At 50.2% G+C, this 14227-nt stretch carries 16 protein-coding genes and 1 pseudogene; 12 read left to right on the forward strand and 5 right to left on the reverse strand.

Annotation, left to right across the window (positions count from 1 at the left end; translation table 11 throughout):
- Positions 1–22: 22 nt before the first annotated feature.
- Positions 23–769: pseudogene (yaaA, locus tag LSE01S_RS03840) on the reverse strand (peroxide stress protein YaaA).
- 252 nt (positions 770–1021) lie between these two features.
- Here yaaA and LSE01S_RS03845 point away from each other — a divergent pair.
- Positions 1022–1651 (forward strand): DNA alkylation repair protein, encoded by a 630-nt coding sequence (locus tag LSE01S_RS03845; protein ID WP_061776311.1) that lies wholly within the window; start codon positions 1022–1024, stop codon positions 1649–1651.
- A gap of 130 nt (positions 1652–1781) precedes the next feature.
- Here LSE01S_RS03845 and LSE01S_RS03850 read toward each other — a convergent pair whose 3' ends face one another.
- Positions 1782–2501: a RibD family protein gene (locus tag LSE01S_RS03850; RefSeq protein WP_061776312.1), complete on the reverse strand. Its 720-nt coding sequence runs from the start codon at positions 2499–2501 to the stop codon at positions 1782–1784.
- Between the two features lie 386 nt (positions 2502–2887).
- Between LSE01S_RS03850 and LSE01S_RS03855 the strand changes: the two genes are divergently transcribed.
- From LSE01S_RS03855 to LSE01S_RS03865, 3 genes are all read left to right on the forward strand, one after another.
- Positions 2888–3415, forward strand: coding sequence for a hypothetical protein (locus tag LSE01S_RS03855; protein ID WP_061776313.1), 528 nt, complete (start codon positions 2888–2890; stop codon positions 3413–3415).
- Positions 3416–3541: 126 nt separating this feature from the next.
- Positions 3542–4225: a YjjG family noncanonical pyrimidine nucleotidase gene (locus LSE01S_RS03860; protein ID WP_061776314.1), complete on the forward strand. Its 684-nt coding sequence runs from the start codon at positions 3542–3544 to the stop codon at positions 4223–4225.
- 27 nt (positions 4226–4252) lie between these two features.
- Positions 4253–4633 (forward strand): VOC family protein, encoded by a 381-nt coding sequence (locus LSE01S_RS03865; RefSeq protein ID WP_061776315.1) that lies wholly within the window; start codon positions 4253–4255, stop codon positions 4631–4633.
- 52 nt (positions 4634–4685) lie between these two features.
- Here LSE01S_RS03865 and LSE01S_RS11190 read toward each other — a convergent pair whose 3' ends face one another.
- On the reverse strand, positions 4686–4808 hold the full coding sequence (locus tag LSE01S_RS11190) for a hypothetical protein (protein ID WP_268872583.1): 123 nt from the start codon (positions 4806–4808) through the stop codon (positions 4686–4688).
- Positions 4809–4944: 136 nt separating this feature from the next.
- On the opposite strand from LSE01S_RS11190, the gene LSE01S_RS03870 reads away from it, so the two are divergent.
- Complete coding sequence (locus LSE01S_RS03870) at positions 4945–5832, forward strand: EamA family transporter (protein WP_061776316.1); 888 nt, start codon at positions 4945–4947, stop codon at positions 5830–5832.
- Positions 5833–5959: 127 nt separating this feature from the next.
- Here the strand turns inward: LSE01S_RS03870 and LSE01S_RS03875 are convergent, their stop codons facing one another.
- Positions 5960–6838 (reverse strand): hypothetical protein, encoded by an 879-nt coding sequence (locus LSE01S_RS03875; RefSeq protein WP_235808297.1) that lies wholly within the window; start codon positions 6836–6838, stop codon positions 5960–5962.
- 298 nt (positions 6839–7136) lie between these two features.
- Here LSE01S_RS03875 and LSE01S_RS03880 point away from each other — a divergent pair, with 298 nt between their 5' ends.
- The 7 genes from LSE01S_RS03880 to LSE01S_RS03910 all read left to right on the forward strand — a co-directional run bounded on the left by LSE01S_RS03880 (position 7137) and on the right by LSE01S_RS03910 (position 13509).
- Positions 7137–9023, forward strand: a complete 1887-nt coding sequence (locus LSE01S_RS03880) for a glycoside hydrolase family 2 TIM barrel-domain containing protein (protein ID WP_061776318.1) — start codon at positions 7137–7139, stop codon at positions 9021–9023.
- On the forward strand, positions 9007–9972 hold the full coding sequence (locus LSE01S_RS03885; RefSeq protein ID WP_061776319.1) for a beta-galactosidase small subunit: 966 nt from the start codon (positions 9007–9009) through the stop codon (positions 9970–9972). Before LSE01S_RS03880 ends, LSE01S_RS03885 begins: the two co-directional genes overlap by 17 nt.
- 109 nt (positions 9973–10081) lie before the next feature.
- The gene (locus tag LSE01S_RS03890; protein ID WP_061776320.1) at positions 10082–10444 is read left to right on the forward strand and encodes a hypothetical protein; all 363 of its coding nucleotides are present in this window, start codon (positions 10082–10084) and stop codon (positions 10442–10444) included.
- Positions 10445–10746: 302 nt separating this feature from the next.
- Positions 10747–11400: an NAD(P)H-binding protein gene (locus tag LSE01S_RS03895; RefSeq protein WP_061776321.1), complete on the forward strand. Its 654-nt coding sequence runs from the start codon at positions 10747–10749 to the stop codon at positions 11398–11400.
- Positions 11401–11419: 19 nt separating this feature from the next.
- The gene (locus tag LSE01S_RS03900) at positions 11420–11866 is read left to right on the forward strand and encodes a MerR family transcriptional regulator (protein ID WP_061776322.1); all 447 of its coding nucleotides are present in this window, start codon (positions 11420–11422) and stop codon (positions 11864–11866) included.
- Positions 11867–11962: 96 nt separating this feature from the next.
- Positions 11963–12445, forward strand: a complete 483-nt coding sequence (locus LSE01S_RS03905) for a flavodoxin family protein (protein WP_061776323.1) — start codon at positions 11963–11965, stop codon at positions 12443–12445.
- A 20-nt stretch (positions 12446–12465) separates the two neighbouring features.
- A complete protein-coding gene (locus LSE01S_RS03910) occupies positions 12466–13509 on the forward strand; it encodes a zinc-dependent alcohol dehydrogenase family protein (RefSeq protein ID WP_061776324.1) in 1044 nt (347 codons plus the stop codon).
- A 493-nt stretch (positions 13510–14002) separates the two neighbouring features.
- On the opposite strand, the gene LSE01S_RS11195 is transcribed toward LSE01S_RS03910, so the two are convergent.
- On the reverse strand, positions 14003–14125 hold the full coding sequence (locus LSE01S_RS11195) for a hypothetical protein (RefSeq protein WP_268872584.1): 123 nt from the start codon (positions 14123–14125) through the stop codon (positions 14003–14005).
- Positions 14126–14227: the final 102 nt, after the last annotated feature.

A 14227-nucleotide genomic window follows, 5' to 3' on the forward strand; every position in this document is an offset into this window, starting at 1 on the left:
AAAATTGGCCGGGCTTTTTGCGTTATTTTTGAGTGATAAAGGTCAGCTGATCTGCCGTGGAATGGGCCGCACTGAAGGCCCAGTCGGGATGATCAAATTATTTCAGGACGCGCCAATCGGTCGCCTGGTGTTCCGCTAAGAAACGGACCATTTCGCCCCGGGCCATTTTTGCCAGGGTCGCTTTGGTCTTGAGCTTACCATCGACCAGACTGGCAAAGACAACCGTGATAAAGCGCTGGTTAGGCGCCAGGTAGGGCCGAATGGTCTTCGCGTATTCCTGGGAGGCCAGGTTGACGATGGGTTCTGGCTTAGGCGTCAGGGCATGATACAGCCGGTCACCCCAGAATCGATAAAGGTTGGGACTTGTGCCTACGGCTAATTTGGCTTGCATTTCTAAGCGATAGGGTACAACCCCGTCAAATGGCCGCAGGATGCCATAGAAGCCCGATAAGATCCGTAAATTATCGCGGATGTAGTCAAGGGCGGGTGCAGTGAAGAGGTCGGGGGCCATGTACTGATACTGAATCCCGCTGAATGCCAGGATGGCGGGTGTCAGCTGGTGTTCCAGCTCGAGGCGTTGTAGCCGGTCGTAATTGGATTGAGCCAACTGGTCCCTGCAGTTCCACAGGGCCTTGGCCTCAGGATAGGAGAGCCGACGTAGCTCGGTTAAGATGGAGCGGGTCTGACCGAGGTATTCAGGCAGAGTATCGTAGGGGAAGGTGTCCGGATCAACCACCATTTTCTTAGCGGGCGCGATGATAATCTTCATGATGGACCGACCTTCTTTCTTGGCTAAAAGTATAACGAAAAAAACAGCCCTGCGCAAAGCGCAGAGCTGTCATTGGTGAGGTGCGGCGACCTTCGGAATGCTTGCGCACCGATCGCGTACCCCCACCATGGTTTGGCACCGAGAATAGTATCGCACGGCGAGTGGGGGTCCGTCAACCTAAATTCAATGGAACCTCGACTTATCGAAGGTGTTATGGAATAATCAAACTAATCAAGCGGGAGGTGGCCGATGATGGATTTAATGCTAACCGAGTGGACGGCAACAACCTATGCAGAATTTTTGACAGATTTGCAAACCCAGGCCAAACCAGAGGCTGGGCAACGGGTGAAGAAGATTGTGGTGACAGACTATCCCGTCTTGGGAATTTCAATGCGAGAACTGAAGATCATGGGAACCGAAATTGCCAAGGGTAATCCGAATGAATTCCTGCGGTTGGCGGGGGTCGAATTCTATGAAGTCATTATCATTCGTGGCTACGTCTTGGGGCAGTTAAAGGTGGATTGTCAGACGTTTGAACGCTATTTGGCGAGTTATTTAGCAACTGCCGACTGTTGGGCGATCTGTGATATGGCGATTCACTTCAAACAGGTGAAACGCTATCCGGATGAGTTCTTACAGGTGATTAAGACTTACTTGGCTAAAGATAATCCGTGGCTTCAACGAACGGGCCTAGTCTTCTTACTGAAATTTTACCTCGATGTAGCCCACTGGCAAGCCGCGATACAGTTAGGTCTGGCGGTTAGGAGCCCCAATTATTACGTGCAGATGGGACAGGCCTGGCTCCTGGCGACGGCCTATCGGACACATGAAGACACCGTGATCCAGAAGCTGAAAGCCGGGACGTCCCTGGAAGTTGCGTAGCGGACGGCCCAGAAAATTAAAGCGCTCACGCATACAACGACGGAACAAAAGGCTGAATTGACAGCCATCATTCAAAAAAGAAAAACGGTCGCAAAAAAGGACGCCTGGTGATTATCAGGCGTCCTTGTCTTTAGGATTTAGCGTTGTCGACTAAGTAACGCAACCAAACGGTACTGCCGTGGGGTTCAACGTTCTTAAACGTAAAGGACACGGGCTTGTTTTCGGAGAGTCCTTTGGTGGCGGAGAACAGCGTTGGCGTATCCGTGGAGCCGTCGGCAGAGTTCTTCAAGACCAGGCTAAGCTCATCACACAGTCCCTGTTGGATGAAGGACCAGTTCAGGACACCACCACCGCCGAGCATAACGGTTTCCATACCAAAGAGGTCCTTTAGCTTCTTCAGGGCTAGTGGGGCATCGAGTTCATCGTCACCAGCGATGATGTAAGGAATGTTGAGCTTACGCAAGAAGGCCTTGTAGGCGTTGCTAGTCTTAGTCGTCAAGACTTCCAAGACCAGGGCATGTGTGTCGTTGTAAATGAATTCACTGGAATCCCAAGCCAATCGACCGTGAATGTCGATCGAAACGTAGTACATGTCCCAAGGAGACTTGACGATGAAATCACCCGCTGGAACTTCTGGGGCATCTTCATCTAAGTCGGGTTTAGCGTAGTGGGTGAAGTTATCATCCGTCGTGGTCCGACCGGATAACCAGCCTTGGGGATGGTAGTAGCCGTCGCTTTCAAAAGCCAGATGGTAGAACAGGTTGCCTGAATCGGCAACGCTGGCGTAAGCACCGTTGATCTTGCCATCGAGTGAAGTGGCCATATGACAGAAAATATAAGGACGATCCATATGAATTAACTCCTTTCAGATTTGTAACTGTGTTTAGTGTAACAGCTTCGCCCTACTCGAAGGCAAGGCTCAAGGAAAAGTTGTTTCACATGAAACATTTGGTCAACCGTGAGACCAGGCAAATCAAGTGTAAACAGTCGCCAATTTGCGCCACGGCTGGTTATTAATAATTAATTATTAAATAGATTTAGATGCCCGTGAAGACGACGAGTGATCCTATCCTGGCAGGGTCTGGACCGATCTATTGATAATTAATCTGGCCATAAAGGGGCGGTTAGCCAATCTTCTAACATGTCAGATTTCTGAGGGTGTCGTATAGTTAATTTGTTCCCACGATGATTAGGGGGCACAAGTTGTTTGTCGACAGGACTTTAGGAGGAGAATTCATGAAGATTAAACGGGTGGTTATCCTAGTTTTAGTAGCCATGATGGTTTTCACGACGGGTCAGGCAATTGTGAATCCAGCAACGGCTAACGCTGCCGGAAGAACGATTCGCCAATTTCCCAAAGCGTTAAGGGGAACTTGGTACACGTATAATCAGCATCACCTGTATCGGCTCAAAATTGCGGCCACCGTGATCACCGACAATGATGGGCGTACGATTCATTTGCATTCACGCAAGCTATCGAGTTATCCGAAGCCGGGGACCAAGGCGACTCACCCAACCTGGGTGACGGGACTTAACTTCACCAATCAAAAGGAAAAGTGGACCCAGGTTTACGGGTGGTATCAAACAGCCGGGGCCGGCGACCTTTACCGGGTGGCCCATTATAAAATTCATGGCAAGAAGACGCCTGTTCTGCAAGTTGCAAGTGGCGCTGGCATCTGGACAGATGTTCATGGCTTTCATTCAAAAAGCTTAGCGCGGCATTATACGCACAAGCACTTCCGCGGGGAACGTTATCGGAATTAAAAATAGCCATGATTAGGGGCCAACAATTTGGGGTAGCGTTGGCCCTTAATCATGGCTATTATTTACGGAAAAACTCTGGCGGATTTGCTATACTTAGGAAAATTGTGAGTAAGGTGAGGCCGTGAGATGAAGAAATACGTTATTTTTGATTTGGACGATACGCTCCTGGATTTTAACCGGGGTGAAGTCGAAGGCATTCGACAATTACTGAGAGAGTATCAGGTGCCAGATGTTTCGGCCGGGTTCCAAACTTACCTTCAGGTCAATCATCAAGTTTGGGAGCAGATTGAACAAGGCGCCAATCGCGAACAACTATTGAACGACCGGTTTACGGAAACCTTTGCTCGGTTAGGAATGACCGTGGATGGTGCTGAATTGGAGCGGACCTACAGTGGGATGTTGGATCACAACTTTTATACCTTACCAGGGGCATCAACCCTTTTGGCTGACCTACAACAGGCCGGGGTACATCTGATTGCTGGAACCAATGGTACCAAGGCAACGCAAATTAGTCGGCTCGCCGGTTCGGGGGTCGGTCGCTACTTCGATGACGTCTTTATTTCAGAGGATGTGGGTTATAATAAGCCGGATCGCCGGTTCTTCCAGCCAATTTTCCGACGGCATCCTAACCTGAGTCAGCAGAACGCCCTAATGGTTGGGGATCGCCTGCAGTCGGACATCCTGGGTGCCGAGCGGGCGGAGCTACCCAGTGTCTGGTTTAATCCACATCAAGTCGAGAATCGGACGACGATCCAACCGACCTTTGAGACCGGATCTTATACCGAGTTGAAGCAACTAATTCTTGCCTAGTTCAGGTTTAGTTTAGGAGGAAAAGACATGCACGCACCGATAACTTATTTAGCCTTTAAGACGACGGCCAAGGCGGCTATCGAGTTTTACACGACGGTTTTTCCAAACACAACACTCAAATCAATTAATTATTATCCGGATCGGCCCAAACTGGTTTTGAACAGTGAGGTCGACATGCAGGGAGTGACGATTGGCTTGTTTGACATGGGGGCTGACGAGGACGCACCCATTGACTGGGGGACCTCCCTCTATATTGAATGTGACTCGGTTGTGGAATTTCAGACCATCTTTGATCAGCTAGCAGCGGCCGGCCATGTGATGATGGGACCCATGGCGATGGCCGGATTCACTAAGGTGACCTGGGTCACCGATAAATTTGGGGTAACCTGGCAATTAGTTGCCAAATGATGGTTTCACGTGAAACAGGTAACGGGCGTCTGTCCGTTACCTGTTTTTTTGGTTAGAGGTGAATGGTGCCGAAGGGATTAATCAACGCGGTGGTACTCCAGTGAGCCAAACACACGCTGGCCGTAGCACCTAGGATGATAATAGCTAAAATGAGTTTCAAGGTCTTACTGCGCATGGACGTCCTCCTCAAGTCGTTTATTTGCTTTTAGTGTAGCATGTTTCTCTTGAGACGACATCATGGAGGCGTTTGAGAAAATCGGCGAACGCGCCTATCATGAAGGAAGGAGTCATTTGATAAATGAGGCGATTATTTGAAAAGAGTAGCACCATTCTTTGTTGGACTGGGCGCCATTAGTTATGGTGTGCCAGCAACACTGTTTAAAATTGCACGGGGAGAGGGCGTCGTGAACGGACCGCTGTTGTTCTGGTCATTTCTGAGCTCCGTGGTGATCTTAGTTTTGATTCAATTATTTCGGGGACCACGGTTGAGCCAGCAGCACACCAGTTGGCGGCAAATGTTAACGGTTATGGCAGCGGGCACCGCGACGGGGTTCACCAACACCTTTTACATTACGGCACTCCGGTATGTTTCGGTCGCGGTTGCGGCGGTGATGTTGATGCAGGCGGTCTGGTTATCGGTCCTGTTAGCCGCAGTTATCCATCATCAACGACCATCACGATTACAGGTATTAAGTATCGTTTTGGTTTTGGGTGGCACCATTTTGGCTGCGGGACTATTGCCAATCAGAGGAAAAATCTCGACTTTAGGGATGACCTTGAGCTTTCTGGCAGCGGTAGCCTATGCCATCACGATTCAAGTGACCGCGAGTCTGGGCAAAAATTTGGCACCGCTCAGTAAGACGATGTTGATGTGTACCGGGGCCTTCGTCATTGTAACCCTAGTCTGGGGCCCTCAACTGATCTCGGTTCCCATGACCTTGGCTACAATCAAGTGGGGTGTGATTGTGTCTTTCTTCTCCATGATTCTGCCATTGTTGTGTTATACGGTCTTCATGCCCTTGCTAGCCTTAGGGGTTGGGCCGATCTTGTCATCGTTAGAATTACCAGCGGCCATTTGCGTGGCCTTTCTGGTTCTGGGTGAACGGGTCAGTATTCTGCAGATTCTAGGTGTGGCCATTATTATTGGGGCCGTTTTGCTCACCAACTTGTGGGGAGCGCGGCATCGTCAGCAAATATAGGCAAAATAAAAATGGTAAGGCCGACCAGTCATAGCTGGTGTTACTGAACAACGTGAATAGCGGACGCAAAAAGGAGGTGACCTTGGTCATCTCCTTTTCTGATTAAATGGTTGATTTCAAATGATGGTTAATCGCTAATGCCGTCGTAGCCAATAAAGGTATAGTACTTGGTCCCACCAACTTCGTAGAGGCTATCGAAGGTTCCCGCAATCCCTTTGAATGGATTACCAGTGGTATGTTGGGGCGTATGAAGATTTTTCAAAGTGAGACAATACTGTGCGTTTCCGCGCTGGCTGACACGTTTGGTGTGAACCCCCTTTAGGTCATGGCTGAAGTACAGCTTGCGGTAGGGGTCATTGAAGTCGGTTCGAGTAATTTTGGCGATTCCCAGCGGCTTTTGATAGAAGCCTAGGCCAGCGTTGGCCCGTAGATCGTCCTTCATGACTTGGACGTAGCCATCTGAAGTTACGCGGAGACTCTTATTTTGCGGTTCAATCGGGCTCAAGGCAGCCTGGGCACCGCCAATGAACAGGTCACCATGACTGTAACCGGGCATGTATACAGGGGCGGACACCCGTTTGAAGCCCGCCAACTTATCCATGTCTTTGATGGTGACTTGGGGATCGTAAGCCCCGGATCCCGGGTCCAAGGTATAACCAGGCTTAGCGCTATTCTGCAAGGCCGGTGTGCTTAACCGAGCCAGGTAAAGTTGCAGGCTGGGAACCAAGTAACCATTGCGTTTCGTCGTGGTCAAGTTGCCGGCGATGGTGATGCCGGCGGGCAGGTACAAGGACTGCATGATCGGCGACCCGGCCTTGTAGGTGGGAACGTAGGCCACCTTGACTCGGAGGGGCTTGGTCGTTTGATAGTAGGCACTTAAGTTAAGAAAGTCGGTACTGGCCGTATACTGGCCAACCTTGACGAGTGAACTCGGCTTCTCAGTCTGAGCATGAATTAAGCCATTATCAAGGAAGGTGACGACGCCGATCGTCAGTAGGCTAACCAATGCCTTAATGGTTCGTTTGAAGATGGGAACTCGCTCCTTTCCTTAAAAGTTAATAGCTCCAGTATACCTTAAAATACGAAACAAAATAACGGAAATGGGGGGATGTTTTCCGGATGCGCAATTAAAACCTGGGTTATATGCCCAAGTAAATCTAGAAAAATAACCCGGGTTATTTTAAATGAATGATTCAGTATTTCCAGGGCCTTCAGCCGATAGTTTACCGTTTTTTACCGTTTATCGCGGCCATCCTGCGCTATAATGTTAAATGTAAGCGGTTTAAAAAGGAGGAAGAGCTTTTTTGAAAGCAGAAATTTCTTGGCTGGATGATCCCCAGACCTTTCGGATCAACCAGTTACCAGCGCACAGTGATCATCGCGGCTACCAGAGTGTCGATGAGGCAGCTGAACATGACAGTAGTTTGGTTCAAAGCCTGGATGGCACCTGGGAATTTGCCTTTGCGCAGGATCCCCAGCACCGTCCGGTTGGCTTTTATGACCCTGATTTTGACCGGTCTGATTTCGACCGATTAGCCGTTCCTGGGCACATCGAGTTGGCAGGTTATGGCCAAATTCAATACATTAACACGGCTTACCCTTGGGAGGGCAAGCACTATCGGCGTCCCGCCTACTCAATGGGGGCCGATCAACCTGAGAAGGGAATGTTTAGTGAAGATCCTGAGAATACGGTTGGGGCCTATGTGAAGAGGTTTACCCTCGCCCCGGCCTTGCAAAATAAGCGAGTTAGCATCGAATTCGATGGGGTTGAACAGGCCATGTATCTGTGGTTGAATGGTCATTTCGTGGGTTATGCTGAAGATAGCTTTAGTCGCTCCGAGTTTGACCTGACCCCCTACCTGCAGGATGGTCAAAATTTACTGGCGGTGGAAGTCTTTAAACACAGTACTGCGGCCTTCTTAGAAGACCAAGACATGTTTCGCTTCTCGGGGATCTTCCGGAGTGTTCGGTTGGCAGCCAAGCCGGCTCTACACGTGGAGGATCTAACGATTCGGGCCAATGTCGACGATGCCTTTGAAACGGGTGACCTACAAGTGGCTCTTCAACTTTCAGCGGTCGATCAGTTGGTGGGCTCCGTCAAGGTTAGTCTATTGGACGATAGTGGTCAGCCGCTGTGGACGGCCGAAAGCGATGCAGCTAGCAAGCTTAAGCTGACAACCACCATCAACCACGTGCACCTCTGGGATCACCACGATCCTTACCTATATCAGCTTCAAATTGAGGTGTTGGATGCCGCAGGTCACCTCATTGAAGTGGTGCCTTATCAGGTTGGGTTCCGCCGGGTTGAAATGAAAGATAAAATCATGCAGTTGAACGGCCAACGGATTATTTTGAATGGGGTCAACCGGCATGAATGGGACGCCCATCGTGGGCGGGCCGTCACAATGGAAGACATGTTGCATGACCAATTGGTCTTCAAAGAAAACCATATTAACGCGGTGCGAACCTGCCACTATCCCGATCAGGATGCCTGGTATGACCTGTGTGATCTGAACGGGATTTATATGATGGCCGAGAATAACTTGGAAACCCATGGGACTTGGCAAAAGATGGGAGCCGTGGAGCCTTCTTATAACGTTCCTGGTAGTCTGCCGCAATGGCAATTGGCCGTTTTGGACCGGGCCAAGAGTAACTATGAAATGTTCAAGAACCATCCCGCCGTTTTGTTCTGGTCATTAGGGAATGAAGCGTACGCTGGTGATGATATTGCGGCCATGGACAAGTTTTACCACGATGTCGATCCCACTCGGCTAACCCACTATGAAGGGGTTTGTCGCAACCGGATTTACGCCGACCGGATTTCCGATATGGAAAGTATGATGTACGATCCACCACGTGAAATTGAGAAGTATCTACAAAATGATCCCGACAAACCATTTGTTAACTGTGAATATATGCATGATATGGGAAATTCCATTGGGGGCATGGACAGTTATATTGATTTGATTGATAAGTACCCAATGTACCAGGGGGGCTTCATCTGGGATTATATCGATCAAGCGCTTTGGGTTAAGGATGACTTGACTGGTAAGCCAGTTCTCCGCTACGGTGGGGATTTTGATGACCGGCACTCAGACTATGAATTCTCCGGGGATGGCTTGCTATTTGCCGACCGGACGCCTAAGCCAGCACTACAGGAGGTGGACTACTACTATGGCCAACACGACTAAATTAAATGTGATTTTTGGCGACGTGACACTGGGGCTAAGTGGTCCCGGGTTCCACTATATCTTTGCCTATGACCGCGGTGGGCTTGAATCGCTGGTCCAATATGGTAAAGAATGGCTGTATCGCACGCCTAAACCAGCCTTCTGGCGGGCTACCACGGATAACGACCGGGGGAATGGGTTCTCGAATAAGTCAGCAGTTTGGTTAGGTGCTGATCTGTTCAGTGCCTGCACCCAGATCGATGTGGCGGTTGATGGCCAGGCCATCCCGCTACCAATCGCGCCAGAGAATAATAAATACACCGACCATGAGACGGCCGAAATGGTGGCGGTTACCTTTACGTATACGACCACCACGGTTCCCGCAACGACGGTGACGGTGACCTATACGGTGGATGCCACTGGGAAGATCACGGTGGCGACCCATTACAATGGGGCTACTGGCCTGCCCGAGTTACCCGTGGTGGGATTACGTTTCGTGATGCCAACACCGGCAACGGGCTTTGACTACGTGGGTCTTTCTGGCGAAACGTATCCGGACCGGATGGCCGGTGGGCGTCCCGGAACTTACCATATCGATGGGATGCCGGTAACGCCGTACATGGTGCCCCAGGAATGCGGCATGCATATGGATAATGACCAGGTGACGGTGACCCGGGCGACGACGCAAAACAATGCAGACCCCGATCGGACGTCCTATAGCCTAACGGTGCGGCAGGCTGGGAAGCCATTTGCCTTTAGTTGCCTGCCATATACCCCAGAAGAGCTGGAGAACGCCACGCACATTGAAGAGTTACCTGCTGAACGGCGGACCGTTTTGACGGTCTACGGAGCTACCCGCGGTGTTGGTGGTATCGATAGTTGGGGTGCCGACGTCGAGCCACAGTATCACGTGGCCGGTGATCAGGATCATGATTTTAGCTTTGTGATCGATGGTACGATTAAATATTAATATGAGTCTAGTTGACCGTTGGTTTAATTTGATCGAAGAGTAGGCCCTCATATTTGTCGTTGACCCCCTAAGTGAAAACGCGCACACTGCCATTAGGGGGTGGTGGATAATGAAGCAGGCTATTTCAAAATGGCGGCCGTTAATCTCGGTGGTTGTGACCGTTTTAACGATCGGGTTACCGCTAGTGATGATGATTGATGGTTATGTCTTAATGATGCAAAATGATCCGTTACATCCCGATGCCTTGGTGCTCATGGCTTACCTGGTCTGGGGACTGGTGGGACTTGTCGGAGTCATTGCATACGGGATTCATTGCTATCGCGTTGGTTGGCATGGGCTAACCGTCCTGCAACGCTGGTTGTTTTCCATCTATGGCGTCATCTTTGTATTGGGTCTCTTGATGTGGCTGCCGACGTTAGGTGTGAGCTCTTTCGACTGGTCGGAGTGGATCATCTACGGACAATGGAACTAATGATTAAATTTAATGAGAGTGGGGCATCTGGCAATTTTGATTGCCGGGTGTCCTATTTTTTCAGAACAATCGGCTGTTTCAAAAAAATTCAAAAAAATCTATATTTTTCCTTGCCTTGAAGTGCACATTAAGGATTAACCTAAGATTATTCAATTGTTTAGGGTTAACGAAGGGGCTCCTTGATAGTAAGCGGCTGCGCTGACCCAAAGAACTTATTTGGATATTTATTGTCCAAGACTAAATTAAATGGGGTAACCGGTGGTGTTTAATTCTGGCTCACCCCCAAAAAAGGAGTTTTAATGATGACAAAAAAAGTTTTAATCTTAGCTGCTAACGGGCGGATTGCCCAAATTGTTGAGAACCGTATTTTGACCGAAGCAGCCTTTGCTGGTGTCGATCTCACTCTGTTCTTGCGGGATGCCAGCCGGCTGGATCACCTGGCCGACAACCCCCGCGTCACGCTCATTGATGGCGATATCACGGATCAAACAGCCGTCAGCCAAGCGATGGTCGGCCAGGACCTGGTCTTTGTCGCCGTGGTCGATCACGATGATCAAAACCGGCTGACTAAGACCGTGATGGCCGCGATGGAAGCCAACCAGGTGACCCGCGTACTCTTCACCAACGTCCTAGGGATCTACGGCGAAGTTGGCGGTGAATTTGGTCGCTGGAATGCCGAAATGATTGGTGCTGGGATGGCTACGGCTCGGCAATCCGATCAACTATTGGCAGACTCTGGGCTCGACTACACCACGCTGCGGTTGCCTTGGTTAAATGACCAGGGAATCAAGTACGCGGTTACGACCAAGAACGACCCTTACGAAGGGGTTTCCGGCTCCCGGGACAGTATTGCCGACGTGGTGTTGAGTATGATCGCTGACCCTACCAAGTACAGTCGTGATAGTATTGGTGTAGCAGACCCCGATACCGAAGGGCAAGATCGACCAGTCTACTAATCTGAGGAACTGATCACTTATGAATATTAAAGAGGCTAGCGAAAAAACCGGTGTGTCGTCCGCGGCAATCCGGTACTATGAAAAAGAATTATTAATTCCCGCGATTGACCGGACAGATGTTGGCAACCGGGATATCGATGACCGGATCATTCGGCGAATCCAGTTTGTGACGCAGATGAGAGCGGCGGGAATGAGCATTGAAAACCTACGGCGGTACATTCAACTCTTCGATGCCCAAGAGGACAATGCGAAGGAACAGAAGGCCATCCTGAAGACGCAGTTGGCCGCCATGGAAGAGAAGCGCGATGACCTGCAATCGGCCATAGATCACCTGAACTATAAGTTAAATCATTTCTACGACCATATGGAAACGACGGAAGAAGAGCTGCGGGAGCTGGAGCGGCAACATGCCGAGAAGGTTACCGATGATGCGATGAGTGAAGGTGACGGATACAACAACCGGTAGATGGTGGTCGATTTGAACGTCGTTGTGACTCATGATGTTTGAGCCGATCATCGATTGATGATCAGACAGAATCTGGATTAGGAAAGGACGACCAATATGACAGCAAAAACATTGATTTTAGACTACTCTTGGTCAGGGACGACAGCAAAGATGGCGACGGCATTACAAGCCGTTACCGGAGCTGACAAGTTGGATTTAACCGTGGCTTCGGGGACCTTCGGTGACACGATGAATGCCACGGCAGATATTGCCAATGAACAACGATCCGCCGGTGATTTTCCGACTTTAACCACCAGTTTGCCTAATCTCAATGATTATCAAACGTTGTTGATTGGGGGTCCGGTTTGGTCGGGCAAGGTCTCGACGCCTATCCGGACGTTACTGAATCAGTTGGGCGACTTTTCAGGTGTCGTGGCGCCCTTCTACACGGATGCCGGCACTCCCGGCGGCTATGAAGATGAATTTGAAAGTCGGCTGACCAAGGCTCAGTTTGTCCCCGGAATTGGCATGACTGCCGGTGATCTGCGGCATGCGGACGAACAACTTGTCGGCTGGTGGCGACTATTTAAAATTAATTAATCCAATGTGGAGGAAAATTTATGAAAACTGCTGTCTTTGTTGAACCCGGTAAGATTGAAGTACAAGACTTGCCTAAGCCAGTTATCAAGAACCCAACGGACGCCGTTTTAAAGATTGTGCGCGCGTGTGTTTGTGGTTCCGACCTTTGGTGGTACCGGGGCATTAACGACCGGAAACACAATACACCGGTCGGCCACGAGGCGATCGGGATTGTGGAAAGTGTGGGGGACGAGGTCACCAACGTGAAGCCCGGTGACTTTGTCGTTGCCCCCTTTACCCATGGGTGTGGCCACTGTGCCGCATGTTTAGCGGGATTTGATGGTAACTGTGAAAATGCTCAAACCGAAACCGAAGTTGTCGGCTATCAAGGGGAATACCTGCGGTTCCGTAACGCTAATTGGGCGCTGGTTAAGATTCCTGGCCAACCCAGTGACTATACCGATGCGCAATTAAACGATCTGTTGACCTTATCCGATGTGATGGCAACTGGCTATCACGCCGCTGCAACGGCCGAGGTTAAGGCTGGTGACACGGTTGTCGTGATGGGCGACGGTGCCGTTGGTTTATGTGGTGTGATTGCAGCCAAACTCCGTGGCGCTGAACGGATCATTGCCATGAGTCGCCACGCTGATCGGCAAGCCTTGGCCAAGGAATTTGGTGCAACGGATATCGTTGCCGAACGTGGTGACGCCGCCGTTAAACGGGTTATGGCTCTGACTGATGGCGCCGGTGCTGATGCCGTCTTAGAATGTGTCGGCACGGAACAATCCGTTGATACCGCTGTTAAGGTTGGTCGTGCCGGTGCTGTAGTTGGCCGAGTTGGGGTTCCCCAAAAGGCCGAAATGAACACGAACAACCTATTCTGGAAAAACATTGGGCTCCGTGGTGGGATCGCCTCCGTAACCACTTACGATCGTGAGGTCTTACTGGATGCCGTCTTAAAGGGCGACATCCATCCTGGGAAGGTCTTTACCCAACGGTTTGACCTTAACCACGTTCAGGCCGCCTACGAGGCCATGGATCATCGTGAAGCTATCAAGTCACTATTAGTAATTAGTGACTAGCCGTGGGGTCAGGCCGCCTTCGGCGGCCAGGCCTGGCACCTGCTATGGGGACCGGAGAAAGCCACAGAGCGGTCCTCCTCCTCGCCTGAAAGACTTGAAAAGCACAAGTCTTCCAGATCGTCCCACGATTTAAGCCGGCCTGAACCGCCGGCTAATATCGTCGACATAGCCGATACCAGCGCTGGTATCCTTTGGCTACACTTGTGGATTCAATCGACTAAAAGGTGGCTTTTAAGATAATTGGTCTTCAACTAGACAATTATTCACTTAAATATTAATAATAAAAGGGGCACGTCTGTTGACGTACTCCTTTTTAATAACTAATCGACTTTTGGTTAGATCCTAAACTGCTTGAGGATTTGTTCCCGTTGGGCCAACTACTTTTTCTCAACTTAGCGAAGTTGTGCCATTTAAAGTGTCAGAGACGGGTCTTTAAGAAGGTGCCGTGGAAGAGGAGTTTGACCAGTGGTGCGCCGAAGAGTAGACGGTAGGCCTAGTTGGGAGTGCTCATGGTCGTCACGATGTCGATTCGCGGCTGCTTCAGCTTGGTTTGCATGGTATCGGCTTGGTCGCGGATATTCTTCGCGTAACCCTTGTCCAAAAATCCCTTGGTCATCGCGGGTATGACTTCCCACCAGACAGGAAGATCATTCGATTCGCGGCGAGTAGGCGTTGTTGGTAGGTAGCCACTTTGGGGGGCGGTAGGACGTCTTCGTTG

The sequence above is a fragment of the Levilactobacillus senmaizukei DSM 21775 = NBRC 103853 genome, assembly GCF_001592085.1.
GTDB classification, from domain to species: Bacteria; Bacillota; Bacilli; order Lactobacillales; family Lactobacillaceae; genus Levilactobacillus; species Levilactobacillus senmaizukei.